The sequence below is a fragment of the Pseudoalteromonas sp. 2CM39R genome (assembly GCF_023161845.1).
Genome location: NZ_JALNTM010000009.1, coordinates 218,032 through 241,911, shown reverse-complemented (window position 1 = coordinate 241,911; position 23,880 = coordinate 218,032). Strand labels below are relative to the sequence as shown.

The 23,880-nt window shown below is 42.0% G+C and carries 20 protein-coding genes; 7 read left to right on the top strand and 13 right to left on the bottom strand.

From position 1 onward, the window contains the following. Positions 1-70: 70 nt before the first annotated feature. The gene (locus tag MTF66_RS20770) at positions 71-790 is read left to right on the top strand and encodes a 3-deoxy-D-manno-octulosonic acid kinase (protein WP_248528418.1); all 720 of its coding nucleotides are present in this window, start codon (positions 71-73) and stop codon (positions 788-790) included. Here the strand turns inward: MTF66_RS20770 and MTF66_RS20765 are convergent, their stop codons facing one another. Together MTF66_RS20765 and MTF66_RS20760 are read right to left on the bottom strand one after the other, a co-directional pair. After that, positions 791-1,882, bottom strand: a complete 1,092-nt coding sequence (locus MTF66_RS20765; RefSeq protein ID WP_248528416.1) for a glycosyltransferase — start codon at positions 1,880-1,882, stop codon at positions 791-793. Beyond that, positions 1,879-2,892: a glycosyltransferase family 1 protein gene (locus MTF66_RS20760; RefSeq protein ID WP_248528414.1), complete on the bottom strand. Its 1,014-nt coding sequence runs from the start codon at positions 2,890-2,892 to the stop codon at positions 1,879-1,881. The genes MTF66_RS20765 and MTF66_RS20760 overlap by 4 nt, the downstream gene beginning before the upstream one ends. Before the next feature lie 212 nt (positions 2,893-3,104). Between MTF66_RS20760 and MTF66_RS20755 the strand changes: the two genes are divergently transcribed. Then, entirely contained in the window at positions 3,105-4,679 is a 1,575-nt protein-coding gene (locus tag MTF66_RS20755) for a capsule assembly Wzi family protein (protein WP_248528412.1), read from the top strand. 33 nt (positions 4,680-4,712) lie between these two features. Here the strand turns inward: MTF66_RS20755 and hldE are convergent, their stop codons facing one another. After that, on the bottom strand, positions 4,713-6,152 hold the full coding sequence (hldE, locus tag MTF66_RS20750) for a bifunctional D-glycero-beta-D-manno-heptose-7-phosphate kinase/D-glycero-beta-D-manno-heptose 1-phosphate adenylyltransferase HldE (protein WP_248528408.1): 1,440 nt from the start codon (positions 6,150-6,152) through the stop codon (positions 4,713-4,715). Beyond that, entirely contained in the window at positions 6,152-6,742 is a 591-nt protein-coding gene (locus MTF66_RS20745; RefSeq protein WP_058585836.1) for an SIS domain-containing protein, read from the bottom strand. Before MTF66_RS20745 ends, hldE begins: the two co-directional genes overlap by 1 nt. A 188-nt stretch (positions 6,743-6,930) precedes the next feature. On the opposite strand from MTF66_RS20745, the gene waaA reads away from it, so the two are divergent. Then, on the top strand, positions 6,931-8,190 hold the full coding sequence (waaA, locus tag MTF66_RS20740; RefSeq protein ID WP_248528405.1) for a lipid IV(A) 3-deoxy-D-manno-octulosonic acid transferase: 1,260 nt from the start codon (positions 6,931-6,933) through the stop codon (positions 8,188-8,190). Positions 8,191-8,240: 50 nt separating this feature from the next. Continuing rightward, entirely contained in the window at positions 8,241-8,783 is a 543-nt protein-coding gene (locus MTF66_RS20735; RefSeq protein WP_063529699.1) for a DUF1415 domain-containing protein, read from the top strand. Between the two features lie 75 nt (positions 8,784-8,858). Here the strand turns inward: MTF66_RS20735 and MTF66_RS20730 are convergent, their stop codons facing one another. From MTF66_RS20730 to purL, 4 genes are all read right to left on the bottom strand, one after another. Continuing rightward, on the bottom strand, positions 8,859-9,194 hold the full coding sequence (locus MTF66_RS20730; RefSeq protein ID WP_054551056.1) for a YdbL family protein: 336 nt from the start codon (positions 9,192-9,194) through the stop codon (positions 8,859-8,861). 9 nt (positions 9,195-9,203) lie between these two features. Next, positions 9,204-9,386 carry a YnbE family lipoprotein gene (locus MTF66_RS20725; RefSeq protein ID WP_054551055.1) on the bottom strand — a complete coding sequence of 61 codons (183 nt, stop codon included), beginning with the start codon at positions 9,384-9,386 and terminating at the stop codon, positions 9,204-9,206. Beyond that, complete coding sequence (locus tag MTF66_RS20720) at positions 9,379-11,847, bottom strand: YdbH domain-containing protein (RefSeq protein ID WP_248528402.1); 2,469 nt, start codon at positions 11,845-11,847, stop codon at positions 9,379-9,381. Before MTF66_RS20720 ends, MTF66_RS20725 begins: the two co-directional genes overlap by 8 nt. Before the next feature lie 169 nt (positions 11,848-12,016). Then, positions 12,017-15,901: a phosphoribosylformylglycinamidine synthase gene (purL, locus tag MTF66_RS20715; RefSeq protein WP_248528400.1), complete on the bottom strand. Its 3,885-nt coding sequence runs from the start codon at positions 15,899-15,901 to the stop codon at positions 12,017-12,019. Positions 15,902-16,212: 311 nt separating this feature from the next. Here purL and mltF point away from each other — a divergent pair, with 311 nt between their 5' ends. Beyond that, positions 16,213-17,682, top strand: a complete 1,470-nt coding sequence (gene mltF, locus MTF66_RS20710; RefSeq protein ID WP_058585840.1) for a membrane-bound lytic murein transglycosylase MltF — start codon at positions 16,213-16,215, stop codon at positions 17,680-17,682. Between the two features lie 94 nt (positions 17,683-17,776). After that, positions 17,777-17,947, top strand: a complete 171-nt coding sequence (locus MTF66_RS20705; protein WP_165385080.1) for a hypothetical protein — start codon at positions 17,777-17,779, stop codon at positions 17,945-17,947. On the opposite strand, the gene tadA is transcribed toward MTF66_RS20705, so the two are convergent. Continuing rightward, positions 17,948-18,445 carry a tRNA adenosine(34) deaminase TadA gene (gene tadA, locus MTF66_RS20700; protein WP_054560975.1) on the bottom strand — a complete coding sequence of 166 codons (498 nt, stop codon included), beginning with the start codon at positions 18,443-18,445 and terminating at the stop codon, positions 17,948-17,950. It lies immediately after the preceding gene. 180 nt (positions 18,446-18,625) lie between these two features. Between tadA and MTF66_RS20695 the strand changes: the two genes are divergently transcribed. After that, complete coding sequence (locus MTF66_RS20695; RefSeq protein ID WP_248528397.1) at positions 18,626-19,930, top strand: inosine/guanosine kinase; 1,305 nt, start codon at positions 18,626-18,628, stop codon at positions 19,928-19,930. Positions 19,931-19,936: 6 nt separating this feature from the next. On the opposite strand, the gene glsB is transcribed toward MTF66_RS20695, so the two are convergent. From glsB to ftsE, 4 genes are all read right to left on the bottom strand, one after another. Further along, on the bottom strand, positions 19,937-20,857 hold the full coding sequence (glsB, locus tag MTF66_RS20690) for a glutaminase B (RefSeq protein WP_175082458.1): 921 nt from the start codon (positions 20,855-20,857) through the stop codon (positions 19,937-19,939). A gap of 80 nt (positions 20,858-20,937) precedes the next feature. After that, complete coding sequence (gene rpoH, locus MTF66_RS20685) at positions 20,938-21,801, bottom strand: RNA polymerase sigma factor RpoH (RefSeq protein WP_054551048.1); 864 nt, start codon at positions 21,799-21,801, stop codon at positions 20,938-20,940. A gap of 386 nt (positions 21,802-22,187) precedes the next feature. Beyond that, entirely contained in the window at positions 22,188-23,174 is a 987-nt protein-coding gene (gene ftsX / locus MTF66_RS20680; protein WP_248528393.1) for a permease-like cell division protein FtsX, read from the bottom strand. Next, positions 23,171-23,848: a cell division ATP-binding protein FtsE gene (gene ftsE / locus MTF66_RS20675; RefSeq protein WP_054560978.1), complete on the bottom strand. Its 678-nt coding sequence runs from the start codon at positions 23,846-23,848 to the stop codon at positions 23,171-23,173. The genes ftsX and ftsE overlap by 4 nt, the downstream gene beginning before the upstream one ends. Positions 23,849-23,880: the final 32 nt, after the last annotated feature.

The window sequence follows — 23,880 nt, the reverse complement described above, 5'->3', positions numbered from 1 at the left end:
TGCAAGCACTTATGCGAAAAGCTAAAAATACGGTAAGATAGCGCTAATTTTATTTAATCTTGAAGTTGTTATGTTTGAAACTCAGCATCTGCAGAACACCACCCTTTTGTGTCACCCAGCTTATAAAGATGAGCTCACGCAACAGTGGTTCGATGCCAATTATTGGCAACAACAAGATAAAATCGTTGGTGCAAAAAAAGGTCGCGCAACAGCGTGGTTTTTTAAACATCAACAGCTTACAGGCGTTCTTCGCCACTATTGGCGTGGTGGTTTAATCGGTAAGTTGCTGAGCGATCAGTACTTATATTTTGGTTTAAAGCAAACTCGTGTCTATAAAGAGTTTACACTGATGATGCGCTTAATTGAGCTTGGCCTAAATGTGCCTACACCCATTGCAGCAAAAGTGACCACCCGCGGTTTAATCTATCGCGGCGATATCATCACCGAGGCAGTAACAGGCGCAAAAAGTGTGTTAGATATTTTAATCACTCGCCCACTTAACCAGTCTGAGCTAAAAGCGATAGCAGTGACTCTCAGCGAGTTTCACAATCATGGCGTCTATCACGCAGATTTAAACATCAATAACATACTGTTCGATGACACAGGTAAGGTGTTTATCATCGACTTTGACCGCGGTGAAATCAAACAGCCACATGCTAGCTGGCAAACAGAGAACATTAAGCGCCTTGCCCGCTCGTTTGCAAAAGAGCAAGGCCGTAACGAAGTGATGCATTGGCAGCAAAGTGATTGGCAGTCACTGGTGTGTGACTACCAAGCATTGCTGAACTAATTATCGATTTTGGGCCAATGCTAAATAACTTTCAGCAACTTTTGTTGATGGTATTTTTGATAGTATTTCTGCATCAACAACCTCTGGCTTATCGTTTAACACAGACTCAATAGCTTGAGTTAAAGCCCCAGGGTTACTTGTAGGAACTAAATACTTGGCTAAACTACCCGTTAAGATTTCTTTTGGTCCATGAGTACAATCGGTGCTTACAACTGGCGTACCCAGTATGAGCGCCTCAATGAGAACAGTGGGTAATCCTTCATAATCTGAACTCAGTACCAAAGCATCAGCGCCTTTAATCCAAGCATATGGGTTTTGCTGAAAGCCTGGCAAAATAAGCCTATCTTCAATACCATGCTGGCGACCAAGTTTGGCGGCTTTATTAACTTTATTACATAATAAAACAAGCTTATGGGATGTATTTAAATTAGCAAATGCTGAAAATAAAACATCATGTCTTTTTTGTTTTGCTAAACGACCAACGTGAATAATATAAGGCTCACTTGGCAATCCTAACTCAGCTTCACTCGCTTTTTTGACTATGCTTTGAATATTGAACGGGTTAAAAATTGTTGTGATACTGTGGGGAGTAATCAGCTTTTGCTGTTTAATTTCACTTTCAATACCTTCAGAAACACAAATTAAATTTTGCCCTGACAAGCGCTTTTTACTCTTCAGTAAATAATGATAAGCAAATGGTCCAAGTTTCTTTTGTCTATTTAACTCAGCCGTAATTGAGTTATGAATGACATAGAAAACATGTTTAATAGTACTGCAAATTAGCAAATTATTACTACGATCTAAATTTGATAGAACGAGATCAAATTCCCCGTTTTTAGATTGGTATTGTGCAAACCAGTTTTCGATATGTTGTACGCTTTTCTTTAGTTGCCAGAATCTATCAACTTTTTTTGCCTTATGGTCAAACAAACATTCAACATGCAGCTGTGATGGTAAGGTATATTCAATCGAGTTCGCTAAACTAAGAATGACAACTTCATGTTGTTGAGCCAGAAGCTCGCCAGCCAGCGTCAGCATCACTTTCTCAGCCCCACCGCCAACCAAAGAATCAATAACTATGGCAACCTTCATTTACAAATCCCAAACAATAACTCAGACACGCCTTGCAGCATTTCTTTCTTGGCATTATGCGGTTTTATTTTCGCCAAAACGTTTTTAGTTGCTTGATAAGTTGCTGGTTCCAGTAATCGTGTAACAGCGTCACTTAAACTGTCTAACGTTGGGTCTGCGGCTAAAGTTAAGTTACTGTCCACACAGTTTTGCAAACGTTTCGGTTGGTCCTTGGAAATTGCTGCAGCAACAGTGGGGACTTTGAGTGAAATAGCTTGTAATAAACTGTCCCCCGCTGATAACACTGCAAAATTAGCATGTGCTAATACACCAACAAATTTACTTGCATGTAAACTTTTTAAGATGATCAGGGTATCATCTTTAGGTAGATCGTTTGGGTAGTTAGAACCAAAAACAACGATACCTTTCAAGCCTGTTTCAGCAGCTATTTTCTTGGCTGCTTGATAAAAAATATCAGCAAATAGCTGTGTTTTTTCACCGTGCCCACCTGATCCTGCATTTACTAAAAAATAACCTTCATTAGTAAGGTTAAATTGAGCTAACAATTGATACGTGTCAGTACTTGATGACTGCGAGAAAAAAGGACCCACATTTACCGGAGGTGACAAAGGAAAGAGCTTAAGCTTTAATCGCTCACTGAAGCTTATTTTTTCAATACAATAATCAGGTTGCGCAACCCAATGTTTATCTATTAAATTTAAACGATTTAGCTTTAAGCCTTTCGCTCTTTTTTTATTATGCTGTGAAATAAACACCACTTTAGCCCCTGCACGCTTTGCTGTTTTCATTTGGGCTGCTCTACCGGCACAATCAAAAACAACCAAGTTAGGCTTAAATGTTTCAATTAATTGATTAACCTTACGCGTTTCTTTTGTCGCTGATTGCTCTATGAGTGTTGTATCAAATGGGCAATCAAAAGCGTAATTTGTATATTTATTTAATAAAAAGTGGATGTCTAAACGATCGGGAAAACACTCATTTAAATAATGAGCAAATGATAACGAACGCATGTATTCACCTATTCCTTCAGATGATGACACGGGGATAAATAAAAGGCGTTTTTTTTCCATTACACTTTAAATTATAAAATTTGCCAGATTATACATCAAATTGAGTTCCTTTTACGATACCTAGACGAATTGCTCGTTGTGAATTATTTACTGCAATCATCATGTAGGGTTGGTAGACTTCAAGTCCCAAAAAACAAACCGAGAATTAAGCATTGCCTAAAAAAACACTTTTATTATTCGCTCTTGCTAGCGCATTTAGTCTACCTCTAGCTGCTGAACCTTGGGTTAAACCAGACGACTATGGCTTACGAGCCGACATTCAATTATTAGCGGATACAGGAGTGATTAAAGCACCTGTAACTACATACCCGCTAATGTGGAATAGCTTTATTGATGAATTAAATGACACCACACTAGAGCAATTACCTAGTTTTGTTCAAGATGCTTTGCTTCGTGTACAACACAGATATAAAGCCGAAAATACCGAGCAGCACAATTTCCATACTGAAGTTTTTCTATCAACAGATACATTACCAGCCACGAGTTTTGGCGCCACCAACACACAAAAATCAGAAGCGACCGTCGCTTATAGTTATTTAGGTGAAAGCTTAGCTGGTAAACTAGCAGTTAATTATCGTTCTGATGGTCGAAAATGCTATCTAGAGGGCATGGAACAATCAGACATAGCTGAAGATCATCAAGCTCTTAATGATTGTGATGATATTACTTTTGACCATAGTTACCTTGCCTATAAAATTGGCAATTGGGTCTTTCGTGCAGGTGCAGTTGAACAATTCTGGGGACCAGGTGTTGACAACAGTCTAATTCTCACAGCGAATAGTAAACCTTTACAAGCTTTCAGCATTAGTCGTGAAAAAGCCACCGCTTTTGAATCAGCTTGGTTGAGTTGGATTGGTCCTTGGAGCTTAACAACTCAAATGGCTAAGCTTGAATCTACCCGAGCAGTCCCTGATGCGCTACTTTGGAGTAGCCGAGTGAACTTTAGGCCAATTCAGCAACTTGAAGTTGCTCTAAGCTGGTCTGCACAATGGGGCGGGGATGGTGAACCACAATCTATCTCAGAATTTTTTGATATGGTTTCAGGTAAGAGTACTTGTCCTGATGGGTCGCAAGACTGTACTGAAGCTGAGAAGTCAAAATTAGGCAACCAACTGGCAGGTATTGATTTACGCTGGTCAGATACTCTCTATTCGTACCCGTACGCTATTTATGTAAGTACGATTGGCGAAGATGCTAGTAGCTATTTTAAGCCCGCAGACAGAGCGTATTTGGCGGGTGTAGAGACAACAATTCCATTTGCAGAGCAAAATATCAAAGTAAACATTGAATACATTGATACTGTAGTTTCATGCTCTGGTGATGAATCTGTGCCTGGTGCTGTGATCTCCTATAACTGCTATTACGAGCATGGTAAATATAATTCTGGTTATCGCTACCAAGGAAGAACGATTGGTTCTACATTTGATAACGACACAGAATCCCTCGTATTCACAGTGCTTGGGCAACATAGAAATGGCAACGATTGGCAGGTTAAACTGCGTCAGGTTGATTACAACAAAGATAACGTTGATAGATACCCTAGCAACCCAGATTTAGGGCATACAATCACTAAAAATGCCATTGATAGCACACAACTAGAACTGCGCTACAGAATGTTAGCATTACAAGGAAGAATCTCTTTCGGTGCCCTGGCTGCCAAAAATAAATCAATGGGGGAATCAGACACTGAAACCTCCGCATTTATGAAATATGAGATGAACTTTTAGAATCAAAAAAGCCAACAAATGTTGGCTTTTTTATTAACTTTTGATTTTGCTAATTACGTTTGATGTTGAGCAACCATTAAGAAACTCAAGTACTTCAACTTTGCCGCCATGGCGTAATACATGATCGGCACCGGCAATTTGGTCAACGGTGTAATCGCCGCCTTTTACTAGTACATCAGGGCTAATTTGCTCAATAAGCTTAGCTGGCGTGTCATTTTCTTCAATGCTGCCAAATGGAATAACCCAATCAACTGACGCTAGCGCACTTAATACCATGGCACGTTCATCCAGCGGATTAATCGGTCTTTCTGGACCTTTCAAGCGAGTGATTGATTCATCATTATTTAAGCCAACAACAAGTCTATCGCCACGCGCTTTAGCCTGAGCAAGGTAGCGTACATGGCCTGCATGAAGAATGTCAAAACAGCCATTAGTGAACACTATTTTTTCACCATTTTGTTTAGCAAATTCAATATGCTGAAGCACATCTTCAAACGGCGTTTGGTAATGCTCGCCAGTTTGCTGCAAATATTGGCCAAGCTTACGGCTTAGCTCTTCTGGCGATACGGTTGCGGCACCCAGTTTACTCACCGCAATTCCGGCAGCAAGGTTGGCAATTTCGACCGCATCTTTTGCTTCCATACCCGCACCAAGCATCACTGCAAGCGTCGCGATTACGGTATCGCCTGCGCCAGTAACATCGCTAACTTCTAGCTGCTGGGCTGCAAAATCATGTTTTTCTTCTTGGCTGATTAACGACATACCCTGCTCTGAGCGAGTTAACAACATAGCAGCGATGCCTGCTTCAGTGATTAGCTTACGAGCGCTGTCAGTCAAGTTTTGCTCAGAGTCCGTCAAACCACCAGCAAGCTTAAACTCGTTTAAGTTAGGGGTTATGTAATCAGCACCACGATATAAGCTTAAATCAGATGATTTAGGATCAATAAGTACCGTTTTACCTGCTTTCTTTGCAACCTGAATCATTTGTTGAATTAAGCTCAGAGAGCCTTTGTTGTAGTCAGAAAACAACACAAAATCGTAGTCATCTAAAACCAGCTCTAAACGGTTTAATAACAATTGGCTGTGTTGCTCAGTAAAGCTCTCTTCAAGGTCTAATCGAACAACTTGCTGATGACGGCTGATTACTCGCATTTTAGAAATAGTCGGTAAATCGCAAACACTCACTAATTGCGAATCAATTTTCTCTGAACTTAAAATTGTTTCGAGGGTTTGCCCACTTTCATCTTCACCAACTAAACCTAGTAGGCCCACTTTACCATCTAAACGGGCAATATTTTTTGCTACGTTTGCTGCACCACCAGCTTTGTCTTCAAATTTACTGACTTTAACAACAGGTACCGGGGCTTCAGGCGAAATACGTCCTGAATCGCCATGCCAATATCTATCTAGCATGACATCACCAACGACCAAAATACGTGCCTTTGAAAGGTTTTTTAGTAACGCTAAATCCATTACTTTTGCTCCGCTACAACCATATCGATGGCTTCGCATAGCCAATGTCCGATGAACATATGCGCCTCTTGGATACGCGCTGTTTCATCATTTTTAATGATAATAGGTAGCTTAGCGATATCTTTTACTTTACCGCCATCTCGGCCTGTTAATGCGACTGTAAAGGCGCCGATTTCATTTGCCGCTGCCAGTGCAAGATTGATGTTAGGGCTAGTGCCTGAGGTGGTTAAGCCAATCACCAAATCTTCAGGCTTACATAACGCCTGCACTTGGCGCTCAAATACAGTATCAAAGTGATAGTCGTTACTGTGAGCGGTTAAAATTGAGGTGTCTGTTGTTAATGCGATAGAAGCCAGCGGACCGCGCTCCAATTTGTAACGTACGACAAACTCAGCAGCTAAATGCTGTGCATCAGCCGCACTACCGCCATTACCAAACCAAATTACCTTACCACCTGCTTGCAAAGCGCTGTGACATACTTCAAGTAATTGCATCACTTCTGGGTGATATGTATCCATCGTTTCAAATAACATTTGATGGCGGTTCAAACTTTCTAAGTAGCTTGCTGCTACAGAATCTAATTCAGGCATGAATATCCCTCTTTGGAACAAACTTTGGCAGGAGTAATAATGTTATTATTCCACAGATTTATTTCTTTGTGTTCAGTTTATCGTACTTTTATGAATATCGACTGGATAATTACAGTTATATGTAGACTAACTATTGGCAACAGCTCGATTAGCGTTAAACTACCCTAAAACTCTATATATTAAAAATTATGGCGCGCATTTTATACTCTTTACTTTTATACCTACTAAGCCCACTGGTTATTTTTTACCTGTATGTTTTACGTGGCAAAAAGAATAAGGGTTACCGTGAGCATTTTGCTGAGCGCTTTGGCTTTTCTAACTTATCGCACCACGATGTTGTTTTTCATTGTGCCTCTGTAGGGGAAGTGTTAGCAGCAACGCCTCTTATCAAGGCCGTTCAATCAGAAAATCCAGCGCTTACTATTTTAGTAACCTGCAATACCCCAACGGGTCGCGAGCAAATAAAAAATAACTTTAAAGATGCGGTTAGCTGTAGTTATTTACCGATTGATTTTTTCTTCGCTACCAATCGATTTTTAAAACGTATCAAGCCAAAGGTACTGTGTATTTTAGAAACTGAGCTTTGGCCAAACCTGATGGCGCAAAGCAACAACACCGGCTCAAAAGTACTTGTTTTAAATGCCCGGCTTTCAGCTAAATCACAACAAGGCTACCAAAAGGTAATGCCTTTAACTAAGGTGATCATGCAGTCTATTAGCGACCTTGCCAGTCATAATAAAGATGATGCAAAACGTTTTATTGAACTTGGCTTAAAACCTGAAAAGGCACGCGTATTTGGCTCAATTAAATTTGATATCACGCCTACAGAAGAGCAATTAAATAAAGTCGCAGCACTTAAAAACCAATATAACAACGAACGCTTCATCTGGGTTGCAGGCTCTACTCACCCTATTGAACACGAGCTTATTTTAACTGCTCATGAGAAGCTGTTAAAAGCGTTACCCAACGCACTTTTGATTATTGCTCCACGTCACCCAGAGCAATTTGATAAAGTTGCTGAAGTTTTAAAAAGTTCAAATTTGAGCTTTAGTCGTCGCAGTGAAGATAACTATAACAACCAACAAGTTGTGTTAGCTGATACGTTAGGTGAGTTACAATGCTTATATGGTGTGGCAAACATCAGCTATGTTGGCGGTAGTTTAATCGAGCGAGGCGGCCATAACCCGTTAGAGTCAGCAGCGTTTTCTGTTGGCGTATTAGCAGGCCCTCATACCTATAACTTCGACCATATTTATCCTGAGCTGATTAGTGCTCGGGGAGGTAAAACCGTTACCAATGAAAATCACCTTGCTGACACACTTATCGCTTTGAGCACTGATGTACAAGAGACGATTAAGCTCGGTGAACAAGCTGCGAAATGCGTTGCTAACAATCAAGGCGCCATCAGTAAAACGGTTAATTTAATTGAGCATTACTTAGAAAAGTAAGATAGAAAAGTAAAATAGAATAGAGAAATAATGTGACTTCAAAGCAAGCGATGAATCGCCCAGAAATACAAATGCGCGAATGGGTATCAAGCGTAATCGTAAAATACAATTTCTGCCCGTTTGCCCGTAAAGAAGTTGAAAGCAATTGCATTCATTATCAAATCAGTCAGTCTACTACTCTTGATGATGCAGTAATGGATATGCTTGAGCAATGTAGCGCGTTAGACCAACAAGCAGAGCGCGAAACCACTTTGTTAATGTTTGAGCAAGGCTTTAAGGATTTTGAAGAGTTCTTAGATTTAGTCGATTTAGCCAATGCGCTTTTAGCTGCGCAAGGCTATGAAGGTAAGTATCAAATAGCCAACTTTCATCCTGACTATGTGTTTGCTGATAGCGATGACAGCGATGCTGCAAACTATACGAATCGTGCACCTTACCCAACACTGCATTTGATCCGTGAAGCCAGCATGAGCGAAGCGTTAGACAGCTACGATGAACCCGAATCTATCCCAGAGCACAACATTAAACTAGCAAGACGCAAAGGCATCGACTTTTGGCAGCAGCTGTTGCAAAACTGCATCGATAAGCGCTAACACCTACCGGCGTTCAATAGATAAAAAGCCAGCAATGCTGGCTTTTCATTTTTTATAGCTATTAAATTTAGTGAGTTATTTTTTTACCCACTCACCGTTCACTTCAATGTAGTGACCCGGCTTCGTTTTTTCGATAGTTTTAGCCGCAGCAAGGGCTTCAACTTGCGCTAACGAAAGATTGTTCTTTTTCGCAAGTTTTAAATATTGCTCTTTACGCTTTGCATTAATTTCGTCAACGACTGCTTTTGCTTCGCTGTTATTAACCACTAAACCTAAATAGCCTGAGCTGTCTTCACCTACTAAGCCTTGGCTCTTTGCATCATCAAGACTGATAGCCCAAGCAGAAAAAGATAAACATACAGCACTGATCAAGGTGATCACATTTAGTTTTTTAAGTTGTAATTTACGCATGTGTGCTCCTTAGAATAATTCGCTGTCATCACTGAATAAGGTATCAAGTTCTTTATCCACTTTTACGCGGATCTCATGGTCAACTTTTACATTTAAGTTGATTGTAATCGGCTCTTTTGCTGCCACCTCAACACGGTGGGTACAGGCACTCAGCATGCCTACTGCCGTCAGCATTACTAACCATTTAGCCATCATTGCTTCCTTTTTTTGCATACTCTTTCTCAACTTTTTGAGTAATTTCATCACTTAAACGCAGCGCTCTAAGCAAGGTAAATACATTCTCTTCATGGTTATAATTAAAGTTCACTGCTTGCTGCTGCGCTTCATTATAACCCTCTAAATTAACACCTAAATGCAACCATCCATCCGGTTTGAGGTTAACACTGCTGCGTAGTTTTTTAATATCTAAATTCTCAAGTAAACTCAGCGTGGTGCTCAGCTCTTGTTGCTGCGCTTTTACAGCTTCAAAACCTGCGTTATTGGAAATCAGTAATTTACCATCGCCCTGATTAACTAACTGCCCTTGCTTTACCTCTATGCCCTGTTTGCTTATAACAACAGGTAAAGTGCCTGCTAAGCGCCCGCTTAAGCTAATGCCAGACTCAGCATCAAGGGTGACCAATTTGCTGGCATCAATATTTTCAAATTTAACAGTCGCGGTTTGGTTATCGCTGAGTGGGCAGTATTTATTTACCACAAATGCGCCTCCCATAACCTGACCAGTTAGATTAGCTGCACAAGGCTGATTAGCTGTTACCTGCAACTGACCTTGTATATTTTTGACCACGGCACCTGCGCGCAGTTCATTGAGTGTAAATTTAGTCGCTGCAATATTAAGCTGGCCTGAATTAAACGTGCCGTTCAAATTCACTGCAAAATCATTCGCTAGATAATCATTATAAAGTGCACTAAATTTATCTATCTGCAAATTGCCCTTAGCTTGTTGAAGATTTACATCTCCTTTTATATTGCCCGAAACGAACCCATCAGTGACGGTAGCAAGCGGCTCAAACTGAGCAATTATTGGGTTAAGTTTGGATACGGCTTGCTCTGGTATCACCAGTTCAAATGGGTGCGCAACCTCAGACATATGATGACTAACAAGCGCTTCAAAGCCATCTGCAAATACATGATGCGTTGCCTGCAAGGCGCGGCTTTGAAGAGCCTTTGTAACGACAGACAACTTATTTAAGCTAAGCTCTGGTGTTGATAATTTAGCGGCAGTGGTTTTGGCATCAATATCAGCAAATAATTCTCCCACACTGAGGTCTGTACTAAGGGTTAGCTCATTACTTATTTTTACTGCGCTAATATCATCATAATTTAATGATTTAACCTTGCTATTGGCTTTAACAACAAGGTGCTGCTGGGCATTATACTCAGCGTCAATCGCGCTGGTAAAATCAGCTATCTGTGCACCCGATATTAGCGCATTTTTAGCACTGATATTGGTATTCAGTTTAGCTGTAGGACTAGTAAATAACTCATCGATATCTAGCTTTCCTTTAGCCCCAATACCCTCAACCAGAGCACCGTCAGCCTGAAAATCTAAAAATGCAGGTAATGACTCCATTGAAAGTTGAAAATCAGCGCTAACGCTGCTTTCATGCAAATGCGCATTGAGTTTTAGCTCATCAATATCTTTACTGTTAAAATCAATGCTAACTTGGCTATTAAGTGATACGTTCGGACCAAGCAAAGAAAGGCTCGTATTACTGACTGTCACCTCACTTAGCCCTTCTGTAGCTTGCAGCTTTACGATTGGGGCTGATAGATTTTTATCTTCTACAATAACTGGTTTTTCAATGTGTAACTGCCAAGTAAGCGGTAACTGGGCTTCAATAAATGATTGATGCTGTTGATCTGCTATGGAGTTTAAGCAATCTCGGTTTACGCTAAGCTGATTTTGTAAAGCTGATAAATCCGCGTATAAATGCTGTTGATTTAATTGATACTTAGCACTCAATTGCCCTTCACTGGCAAAACCTAATTCGCATAGCTCTACTACATGCTGATAACTTGCATTGAGTGAGCTCTCAACTGCAACTGTAATTCCATCAAACTTAATCTGTGACTGAGTGGTAAAATGGCTGTTTGTTGGCAATGTTACGAACCGCTCAGCCACTTGCTCATCAAACGTGATGTTGGCTTTGACCTCATAATTAGATATTACAACGTCAGCATTGAGATCCCGCGAAATCGTAAAATGATTTAGGCGTTTTTCTTGTATCGCCAGCCTAACAGGGCTTTTGGTAAACGGTGAGACTACGTCAAGCTGCTGAATGCTTATTAGCGGTCTTTGCTCGGGTAATACCAAGGCAAGCTTTTTAAATTCAGTTTGTGAAGTGTCAGGTTGTTGATTATTAGTCTGATTGCTAATTATAAGATTGGCTCGAGAAACACTAACCTGTTGCTTATTCGCAATAATGCCTGCTAACTCAATTTGCTGCCCTTGGTAGGTTAAGCATAATTTCTCGATATTCAAATCAAGCTGGCGAGTCAATGACCAATCAATGCAGTGAAGCTCAGCGCCATTTTTACTGAGCATAGGCGTTAAGTACCACGATGTCAGTGGTAGCCTGAACAAATACGCCAACAGCACCATGCTTAGCACGATACCAAGTAACCCAACACACGCCCGCTTAAAACTCAAAAAACTCTCCTTGCTTTTGAACTAACACTTACTAGCAACTAGCAACTAGCAACTAGCAACTAGCAACTAGCGTCATTATAAACAAAAAGGCCACACATGATAGTGCAGCCTTTTTAGTTTAAATGGTTCGTATGAACCTAGCTTGTATAGCTAGGCACACAATTAAGTTCTAGCCAACGTTTTTACGTGCGTTGCGGAACATACGCATCCATGGGCTATCCTCTGTCCACTCATCTGGGTGCCATGAGTTAGCAACAGTACGGAATACACGCTCAGGGTGCGGCATCATAACCGTTGCACGGCCATCAGTAGAGGTAATACCTGTGATACCTTCTGGAGAGCCATTCGGGTTAGCTGGGTATTGCGTTGTTGGGTTACCGTAGTTATCAACAAACTTCACTGCCACAGTACCTGATTCAAGCGCTGCTTTAACTGCATCACCGTTTGCGAACTCAGCATGACCTTCACCGTGAGAAACAGCGATAGGCATACGAGAACCAGCCATACCATTAAAGAATACCGATGGGTTTTCTTGCACTTCTACAAGGCTAAAGCGAGCTTCAAAACGCTCCGACTTATTCGTTACGAAACGTGGCCAGTGCTCAGTGCCCGGGATCAATTCTTTCAATGTTGAAAGCATTTGACAGCCATTACATACACCTAAGCTGAATGTATCTTCGCGGTGGAAGAAGCTTTGGAACTGCTCACGCGCCATCTCATTGAATAAGATTGACTTAGCCCAGCCTTCACCTGCACCTAATACGTCACCGTAAGAGAAACCACCACATGCCACTAAGCCTTTAAATTGCTCAAGTGTTAAACGACCTTCAAGAATGTCGCTCATGTGTACGTCAACCGCGGCAAAGCCTGCACGGTTAAATGCCGCAGCCATTTCTAAGTGAGAGTTAACACCTTGCTCACGTAGAATCGCCATTTTCGGCTTCGCACCAGTTGCAATGTAAGGCGCTGCAACATCTTCGTTTAAGTCAAAGTTTAGTTTTACATTAAGACCAGGGTCTTTTGCGTCAAACTTAGCGTCAAACTCTTGCTTAGCACACTCAGGGTTATCGCGACGAGCTTGCATTTGGTAAGTTGTTTCTGCCCAAATAGTACGAAGCTCAGTACGCGTGTGGTTAAGAACCACATCATCACCACGAGTGAATACCACGCGGTCATCAGCGTTTAGTGCGCCAATTTCATGGCTGATAGCTGCTAGACCGTGGTCTGCAAGAACCGCTTTAACTGCGTCTAAGTCAGCGTTTGCCACTTGGATAACCGCACCTAGCTCTTCATTGTAAAGCGCTTCGATATCTGAACCTGTTAAGCCAGCAAGGTCAACAGTAACACCCGTGTGACCAGCAAATGCCATTTCAGCAACCGTAGTGAATAAACCACCGTCTGAACGGTCATGGTAAGCAAGTAGCTTGTTATCAGCAACAAGCGCTTGCATTGCTTCGTAGAAGCCTTTTAATAATGCAGGGTTATCAACGTCAGGCGTTACATCCCCTAGTTGCTTATAAACCTGTGCAAGGCTTGATGCGCCCATACGGTTTTGACCCGCACCTAAATCAACTAATAATAGTGATGACTCACCTTTATCAGTACGTAGCTGCGGAGTTACGGTTTTACGAACATCTTCAACACGACCAAAGGCAGTAATGATCAATGATAATGGTGCAGTAACCGATTTTTGCTCACCGTTTTCATCCCATTGAGTTTTCATCGACATTGAGTCTTTACCCACAGGGATAGTTAAACCAAGTGCCGGACAAAGCTCTTCACCTACCGCTTTTACAGCTTCGTAAAGACCCGCATCTTCGCCTGGGTGGCCTGCTGCAGCCATCCAGTTTGCAGATAGCTTGATATTTTCAAGGCTACCAATGTTAGCACACGCGATGTTCGTTAGAGACTCAGCCACAGCTAAACGAGCAGAAGCACCGTAGTTTAAAAGTGCAGCTGGTGTACGTTCACCTAGTGACATTGCTTCACCGTGGTAAGTATCAAACGCAGCGGCTGTTACCGCACAGTTTGCTACTGGCACCTGCCAAGGGCCTACCATTTGGTCACGCGCAACTAACCCCGTTACCGTACGGTCACCAATGGTGATTAAGAATGTTTTCTCAGCAATCGTTGGTAAGCGTAATAAACGCTGTGCAGCGTCTGCAGCATCAATGTTAGCAACGTCTAGTGGTTGCGATTGCGCTTTTTTCGATTCAACTTCACGGTGCATTTTTGGTGCTTTACCAAGTAAAACATCAAGCGGAAGATCAACTGGGTTGTTATCGAAGTGGCTATCTTCAACTGTTAAGTGACGCTCTTCTGTTGCTTCACCAATAACAGCATATTCTGCACGCTCACGTTTACAGATTGCTTCGAAGCGCGCGAAGTCTTCTGCTGCAACTGCTAATACGTAACGCTCTTGAGATTCGTTACACCAAATTTCGTGTGGTGCCATACCCGGCTCATCGTTTGGAATGTCACGAAGTTGGAATTTACCACCACGACCACCGTCGTCTACAAGCTCAGGGAATGCGTTTGAAAGACCACCTGCGCCCACATCGTGGATGAAAGCAATTGGGTTTGCATCACCTAGCTGCCAACATTTGTCGATAACTTCCTGACAACGACGTTCCATTTCTGGGTTTTCACGCTGTACAGATGCAAAGTCTAAGTCTTCGTTTGATTGACCTGATGTCATACTAGACGCAGCACCACCACCAAGGCCGATGTTCATTGCCGGACCACCTAGTGCAATTAGCTTAGCACCTACAGGGATTTCACCTTTTTGAACATGCTCAGAACGAATGTTACCTAAACCACCAGCAAGCATGATTGGCTTGTGGTAACCACGTACTTCTTCACCGTTATGGCTTGATACTTTCTCTTCGTATGTACGGAAGTAACCAAGTAAGTTAGGACGACCAAATTCGTTATTGAATGCCGCACCACCTAATGGACCTTCAGTCATAATATCAAGTGCATTAACGATACGACCAGGCTTACCGAAGTCTGTTTCCCATGGCTGCTCGTAACCAGGAATACGTAGGTTAGATACAGTGAAGCCAACTAAACCAGCTTTAGGTTTAGAGCCGCGGCCTGTTGCACCTTCATCACGGATCTCACCACCAGAACCTGTTGATGCACCTGAGAATGGCGCAATTGCTGTTGGGTGGTTGTGAGTTTCAACTTTCATCAAGATTTCGATGTTTTCTTGATGGTACGCGTACTCACCTTCAACATTAGGGAAGAAACGACCTGCTAACGAACCCTTCATTACCGCTGCGTTATCTTTATATGCAGATAGTACGTTTTCAGGGTTTTGCTCGTAAGTGTTTTTGATCATTTTGAACAATGATTTTGGCTGTTCGATGCCATCAATTGTCCAATCGGCGTTAAAGATTTTGTGACGACAATGCTCAGAGTTTGCTTGCGCGAACATGAATAATTCGATGTCGTTCGGGTTACGCCCTAACTTTTGGAAGTTTTCTACCAAGTAATCAATTTCGTCATCTGCAAGCGCAAAACCTTGCTCAACGTTTGCTTTAGCAAGCGCTTCACGGCCACCACCTAAAATGTCAACTGATGACATTGGACGCGGCTCATCGTGACGGAATAATTTAGCTGCATCAGCCATATCCGCGTGCGTTGCTTCAGTCATACGGTCATGTAATAACGCTGCAACTTCAGCTGTTTGCTCAGCTGATAAATTACCTTCTACGTAGTATGCAATACCACGCTCAACACGGTGAACTTGGCTTAAGCCACAGTTATGTGCGATGTCAGTTGCTTTTGATGCCCAAGGCGAGATAGTACCTGGACGCGGCGTTACAAGAATTAACGTGCCAGCAGGGGTATGCTCGGCAATTGTTGGACCATAAGTAAGCAGTTTTTCCAGCTTGGTTTGCTCATCAGCTGAAAGCTCGGCTGTAAGATCAGCAAAATGCATGAACTCAGCATAAACGTCAGTGACTGGAAGTTGTGCCTGTTGGCAACGCGCTAAAATTTTCTGAACTCTAAAATCGGAAAGTGCTGGTGCACCACGAAGGATCAACATAGGTATTTTCATCCGGGGTTAGGGATTGAACGATATTTTAGGCGCATATTATAGTGCAAATAACGTCTAGATTTAACTCAAAATTACGCTTTTATTTAAATAATCTTCATAACCGCTTTTATGGTTGCAACAATTAACTATCTTAGTCGTCTTTATTTCTTCGCAGGTTCTTGTTCTGTATGACTTATCTATCATCAACCTTGTTATAGTTATTAATTTTTAAATAGATAACTAAAACTATTCGCCAAGTGACGTGGCTTAGAAGTTTTGTTATAACACTAAGGTAATGGTTTAAGGGGCATTTATAATCTATGCAAAAGTTACTCGCTATTTTTAGTTTAGTGCTCATGTTATGTGCGTGCGATATGCAACAGCAACCGTCGCAACTTGCTCATATCAAGGCACAGAACAAAATTAGAGTAGGCACATTAGCTGGCGCGAGTAACTACTATCAGGCTCCACAAGGTGTGCAAGGCTTTGAATATGAGCTTGCCCAAGAGTTTGCTGACTATGTTGGTGTAGAGCTCGAGATGGTGCCTTTTTTTAATCTATCCGATATGTTTGCACGCTTAGAAAGTGGCGATTTAGATATTATTGCTTCAGGCCTTACCTATAACACGATTCGAGCAGAGCATTATCGGTTCGGTCCTACCTACCGAACAATAAGCCAAAAATTAGTTTATAAACAAGGCCGTACTCGCCCTCGAGAGTTTGAGGATCTAACCGGTAACCTCACTGTTTTAGCCAAAAGCAGCCACTCGTTGGCACTACAGCAATTAAAACAATTGCATCCTGAACTTAGCTGGAACGAAACAGAAGATATGGATGAAGAAGAGCTTCTGCAAGCAGTTATCGACGGTGAAATTGATTACACCCTAGCAGATTCACATACCTTATCGCTGTTTCGCCGCTATCACCCAAATTTGAGTATCGGCTTTTCGGTTACCCGTAACGACCCTATCGCTTGGTTACTAAGAAAAGATGGTGACGACTCTTTATATGCCTTGATGGTGCCATTTTTTGGCGACGTTAAGAAAAGCAACCAGCTTTATGTGTTAGAAGAAAAATACTTCGGCCATGTTCGTCAGTTTAACTATGTGAATACCCTTGCTTATATCGAAGCAATAAAAGACACCTTACCTAAATACCAACCTTGGTTTGAGCAATACGCAGGTAACATAGACTGGCGATTACTGGCAGCTTTGAGTTATCAAGAATCAATGTGGAACCCAAGGGCTAAGTCACCAACCGGTGTACGTGGCATAATGATGCTAACCCAAGCAACAGCAAAACAGGTCGGCGTAACAAATCGACTAGAGCCAGAGCAAAATATTAGAGGTGGTGCCCAGTATCTTGCCAAAGTGATTTCTTGGATCCCTGAACGCATTCCGCAACCCGATAGAACCTGGTTTGCCTTAGCCTCTTACAATGTTGGCTGGGGACACGTCAACGACGCACGCATTATTACCGAGCAAGAAGGTGCAAGCCCCGATAAATGGGCTGATGTTAAAAAGCGCTTACCGCTTTTAATTAAAAAGCGTTACTATCGAAAAACCAAATATGGTTATGCCCGTGGCGATGTTGCAGTAAAATACGTTGATAATATTCGTCGCTATTACGACGCACTGGTTTGGCTTGATGAAAATGATGCGATTGCTAATCCAAGCGAAGAAGAGCAAAGCACTGTAGAAGCTCAACCTGAAGCGCAAGTGAGCGAGCCAAAGCCAAATGACAACACTCAACAAACCAACTCAGAGCAGCAAGAATTAGAAAACAACTAACTTCAAGCACCGAAATCTGTTTACTTGTCATCAAATGATCATTATCTTCCTGTAGAGATCAATATAATGCTTTACTCTCACTTAAGGAGCACTCATGTTAAAAAGAAGACGCACGACACATAAGTTCAAGCGTAATGTTATTTACTCAACGGCGACCCGCCGTCGTATCATGCTACGTAATACACACAAAAAAGTTATTTGGCGTCGCCGCTTATTTGCGATGCAGTTAATGGAAGCACAAGTTCCTGCAACGCCGGTTGTATAACTAGGCGTTGCGAGCAGCCTGCTTTGCCGCCTTTTTCTCTTCTCTACGACGCTTAAAAAACGCAGATATCACCGCCCCACACTGCTCACTCATAACATCGCCGGTTACTTCAACTTGATGATTAAGCCTAGGCTCTTGCAGCAGATTCATAATTGATCCTGCCGATCCCGTTTTGGCATCTTTAGCACCAAATACTAATCGCTTAATACGACTATGCACCAACAGACCTGCGCACATAGAACAAGGTTCTAACGTTACATACAAGGTGCAATCGATTAATCGGTAGTTATTAAGTACTTTACCTGCTTCGCGGATTGCCATCATTTCAGCATGAGCGGATGGGTCGTTATCAATAATTGAGCGGTTATAACCATAAGAAATCAGTTGATTGTCTTTTACCAGCACAGCACCAACCGGAATTTCATTAATCGCAGCCGCTTCATTGGCGTAGTTTAATGCTTTTTCCATCCAATATTGGTCGCTAAATTGTTCGCTCATATATCACACAAATCTTGTAAAACTGTGAGTAATTATACCTAGTTAGTGAAAAATGTCGGCAATAAATACTGCTACACTTAAAAATTAACGCAAAATTTAGTGGCTTTTTCATGGCTCAATGGACCCATATTGCGCTATAATCTCGCGCTTTTTTTATTTAGCTTACAACACGGGTAGCAAATGAAATTTCCTGGACGCCGCAGGCATAAACATTATTTTCCGGTGGAAGCCAAAGATCCACTGACGAATCAACTTAACTCAACCGACCGACTACAACGTAGTTATATTACGGGTATCGACCAAATTGTGGTAGATATTGAAGCGAAAGTTGATCAAGCTTTCCTAGATGAATTTCAATTGCGCCGTGGCATGTCGCAAGTGATCGATAACGATATTACCAACGCGCTATACGACAAACTAAAACTCGACAATATGATCGATTATGAGTTTGCCGGTGGTACGGTAGGTAACACCATGCACAACTACTCTACCCTAGCTGACGACCGTTCAGTGTTGTTAGGGGTAATGAGTGAAAATATCAAAATCGGCAGCTATGCATACCGTTTTTTATGTAACACCTCTAGCCGCGTTGACCTTGACTACCTTCAGCCTGTAGATGGCCCTATTGGTCGTTGTTTTACCTTAATTGACGAGACCGGTGAGCGTACCTTCGCAATCAGCGCGGGGCTTATGAATCACCTTCGCCCTGAATCAATCGATCAGGCACTTATTGAGAATTCATCAGCACTGGTGATCAGCGCATACCTAATGCGTACTCAAGGTGATGAAACCATGACAGAAGCGACCATGCAGGCAGTGAAATATGCCAATGATGCAGGTGTCCCTGTGGTTTTAACCCTTGGTACTAAGTTTCTAATTGAACAAGACCCTGCTTGGTGGGCTGACTTTGTAAAAGAGCATGTTGATATTCTTGCTATGAACGAAGAGGAAGGCCTTGCGATTACCGGCTTTGAAGATCCGCTTCTAGCTGCCGACAAAGCGCTAGAATGGACTGATTTAGTTATTTGCACGGCTGGCGAAAAAGGCTTGTTTATGGCCGGTTACGTAGACGACTCATTCAAGCGAGAAACAGAATACCCGTTATTACCAGGCGCGATTGCTGACTTTAACCGTTATGAATTCTCTCGCGCAATGCGTAAAGACGACTGCCAAAACCCAATTCGTGCGTACAGCCACACAGCACCGTTTATGGGCGGCCCAGATAGTATTAAAAATACCAATGGCGCAGGCGATTGTGCTCTGGCTGCGGTACTGCATGACCTATCAGCAAACGTTTACCACAAACTTAATGTGGCAAACTCAGCGAAGCATCAGCAGCCTGCTATGACCTACTCATCGCTTGCACAAATTAGTAAATACGCTAACCGTGCAAGTTATGAAGTACTTGTTCAGCACTCGCCACGTTTATCTCGTGGCTTACCTGAACGTGAAGACTGTTTAGAGCAAGTTTACTGGGATCAGTAACAGCAACTAAAAAATTGAAATATCCAGTTTCTGGGATAAACGCTCAAGAGCCGCTATCCCAGCTACTGAGTTACCATACGAGTTAAGTCTTGGCGCCCACACAGCCACAGTAAATTGATTCGGTAACACTGCTAAAATAGTACCCGACACCCCAGACTTACCCGGCATACCAACACGGTAGCCAAAATCCCCTGCAGCATCATATAAACCACTGGTAAACAGTAACGAGTTTAACTGCTTATTTTGCCTTGCACTGAGCACTTCTTGGCCATTGGCATCTTTACCTTGGTTTGCTAAGTAATTGTAAGCTTTTGCTAACTCTACACAGTTTAGCTCTATGGCACAGAAGTTGAAGTAAGCCCATAGCACATCATCAACTTCATTATTGAAGTTGCCGAATGACTTCATTAGATGCCCCATCGCGGCGTTGCGATGACGAAACTCATATTCAGAATTTGCCACTTTCTTATCAATAACAACCTGAGCATTTCCTGATAACTGGCGAAACGACTCAAGCATAGAGTGCATCGGCGCAGATAAACGACTATATAACGCGTCACAGGTGACAATCGCGCCGGCATTAATAAATGGGTTGCGTGGTATACCCTGTTCAAACTCAAGCTGTGTAAGTGAGTTAAAAGCGGTGCCTGAAGGCTCTTTACCGACTCGTTGCCACAGCTCATCACCATAACGCTGAAGTGCTAAGGTTAAGGTCATTACTTTAGAAACAGATTGAATTGTAAAACGCGCACCACAATCACCCGCGCAATAGGTTTGCCCATCCACTGTATGAATAGCAATGGCGAACTGGTTTGGCTCAACCTCTGCAAGCGCAGGAATATAATCAGCAACCTTACCTTGGCTCAGTAATGGTTGAACTTCTTTTGTGATTTCATCTAATACATGTTGATAATCAATCTGTGACATACCGCGTCCTTTAAAACAAAAAGCCCCGCATTTGCGAGGCTTTGTAGTCTACTAAAGATGGTTTGCTATAGCGATTGCTATTAGCTCATCGCTGATTGCAGTTTTTTCATTGCTGTTTTTTCTAGCTGGCGAACACGCTCTGCTGAAACGTTATATTTCTCAGCAAGCTCTTGTAATGTTGCTTTATCGTCAGCTAACCAACGTGCACTTACGATGTCTTGAGAACGTTCATCAAGGGTTTTTAACGCGCTGAATAAACGTGCATGAGACTGTTCTTGCCATTGCTGCTCTTCGATATCATCAGCAAGGTCAGCACTGCCATCTGTTAAATACTGTACTGGCGAGTATGTGCTTGTCGGTGCGTCATCATTGTCGTCGCCCGTTAAATCAAAGCCCATATCTTGGCCACTCATACGTGATTCCATCTCACGTACTTCTTTTTCACTTACACCTAGCTCATTAGCAACTGTGCTAACCTCAGCTTGGTTAAACCAACCTAAACGCTTTTTATTTTTACGTAGGTTGAAGAATAATTTACGTTGCGCTTTTGTAGTTGCAACTTTCACGATACGCCAGTTTTTCAGTACGTATTCATGAATTTCAGCTTTGATCCAGTGTACTGCGAATGAAACTAAGCGAACACCTACACTTGGGTCGAAACGTTTTACCGCTTTCATCAGACCGATGTTACCTTCCTGAATTAAATCAGCTTGCGGTAAGCCATAACCTGAATAGCTTTTCGCAATATGAGCAACAAAGCGTAGATGCGACATAATGAGTTGCTTCGCAGCTTCAAGATCACCTTCTTCCTGAAGACGTGTCGCCAACTGCTTTTCTTTCTCTGCATCAAGCATAGGAATAGTGCTAACCGCTTGAAGGTAGCCGTCCATACTTGCGCTCTGTTGACCTGCAGTAAGTGCCATTGCGTATAAATCTTTACTCATTTTTCACCTCAGTGATAAACATTTGAAACCATCTTAGCACTCTTTAAGCGAGAGTGCTAACTTCAATTAAAAACTTTTTTAAAGTTCAAATCAAGTGGTTTTTGCATCTATTTTTAGTCTACGCTAACACGCTGAATAAGCGATGAATTCTAGCTTGGAGTGATATTTTGATAAATTAACAGCGACTACTATTTATCGCTAAAAGAGCAGTGTAACAAAAAATTCATACCAATCGTGTTAAGTTACTGACCAATTATAGCGACAGATAAATGAAGTGATAACAAGGCATATATTTTGACATGTAGTAGTTCTACATGAAAAATTTATAACGCAGTTAGCGCTTTATTTAGCTCGCTAGATTGGTTAAATACTTAAGTCGATTGGTATTACACTTTATCGGGTTCAATTTCTTTTATGTAGCGGTTAACTGATAAGTATGAACCAACAAATCCTAAGCCTGTTGCAAGAGCGACTAAAATGCCAAACTCTGTGAGTGTTAAACCAATTAAGTCAAAGCTGGTTTCATAAACACCCGCAACATCACTTACAGCAGCACCAAGCCACCACATCATTAATGCAACACAAATAAAAGAGAACAAACCACCAATAATACCGTACCAAATCCCTGTCCATAAAAATGGCGCATGAATAAAGGTGTTTGTCGCCCCAACTAACTTCATCACTTGAATTTCATCTTTCTTATCCATGATTGATAAGCGGATAGTATTACCAATGATCAGGGTGACGGAAGTTAATAATAGTAGAGCAATGGTGATCACGCTTTCTTTTAATAAACTTAAAAGTGCATTTAATCGCTCAAGCCAAGCAATATCGAGTTTACCAAAATCAACTTCTCTTTCGCCTTCAAGCTTGTGCAATAATTGTTTTGCCGTATTTGGCTGACGGTATCGTGCTGTCGGCGTAACAATAACAACATCAGGTAACGGGTTCGCATCTAAATATTCAAGTGCTTGGCCAAATCCTGATACTTGTTTAAATTCAGTGAGGGCATCGCCTTTTGATATAAACTCCACTTTATCTACTTCAGGGTAGAGTGCTAAACGCTTAACCAAGGTTTGCGTTTGCTGCTCGCTCATAGTCTCTTTTACGAACAACGAGATCTCTGCAGCATCTTCAAAGCCACTGCTCACTTGCGAGACATTTTTAACCACTAAATAAAGCGTCGCTGGCAGTGTTAAGCTTAATCCCAATACCGCAATGGTCATCAATGAGGCTAAAGGCGTTCGCCACATTTCACCGAGGCTGTGTACACCTTGGCGAATAAGATTAATAAAGAAGAAATAAGGCGCTGCTAAAAATGACTTTTTCTGACGTTCGTTTTGACTGTTGCGGCTTTTAAACAATAAACTCATAGTGCCCCCTCAGCTAACGGGTCGTCAATCATACGGCCATCTTTCAGTGTTAGACTGCGATAACGCATACGCGCAATTAAGCCAATATCATGGGTTGCAATCAGCACGGTTGTACCATGATTATTAAAGTCTTCGAATAAACGTAAAATGTCCATCGAAAGTTCAGGGTCTAAGTTACCAGTTGGCTCATCGGCGAGCAAAATAGGCGGAGAATTGACAATCGCGCGGGCAATACCAACACGCTGCTGCTCACCACCTGATAAGGTTGCAGGGTTACACTTAGCTTTATCAAGTAACCCTACTTTATCAAGCGCACCGTGAACACGTTTAGCTATTTGCTTGTGGTGCGTACCTTCAATAATTAAAGGTAAGGCAACATTATCAAACACTGAGTAACGTTCTAGTAAGCGGTGATTCTGAAAGATGATACCAATATCGCGGCGCACATAAGGGATCTGACGCGATTTAACAGCATTTAAATCAACACCATTAATAAGCACCTGCCCGGCTGATGGACGCTCCATCAAGCTGATAAGCTTCAATAGTGTACTTTTACCTGCCCCACTGTGCCCGGTTAAAAAGGCCAGTTCGCCAGGCTTAATATGAAAGCTGACTTTTTCAAGGGCACGATGGCCACCTGGATATGTTTTACTGACTTGCTGAAAATTTATCATTTTAGTTATCAATCATCTTGCAGCGAAAAAGG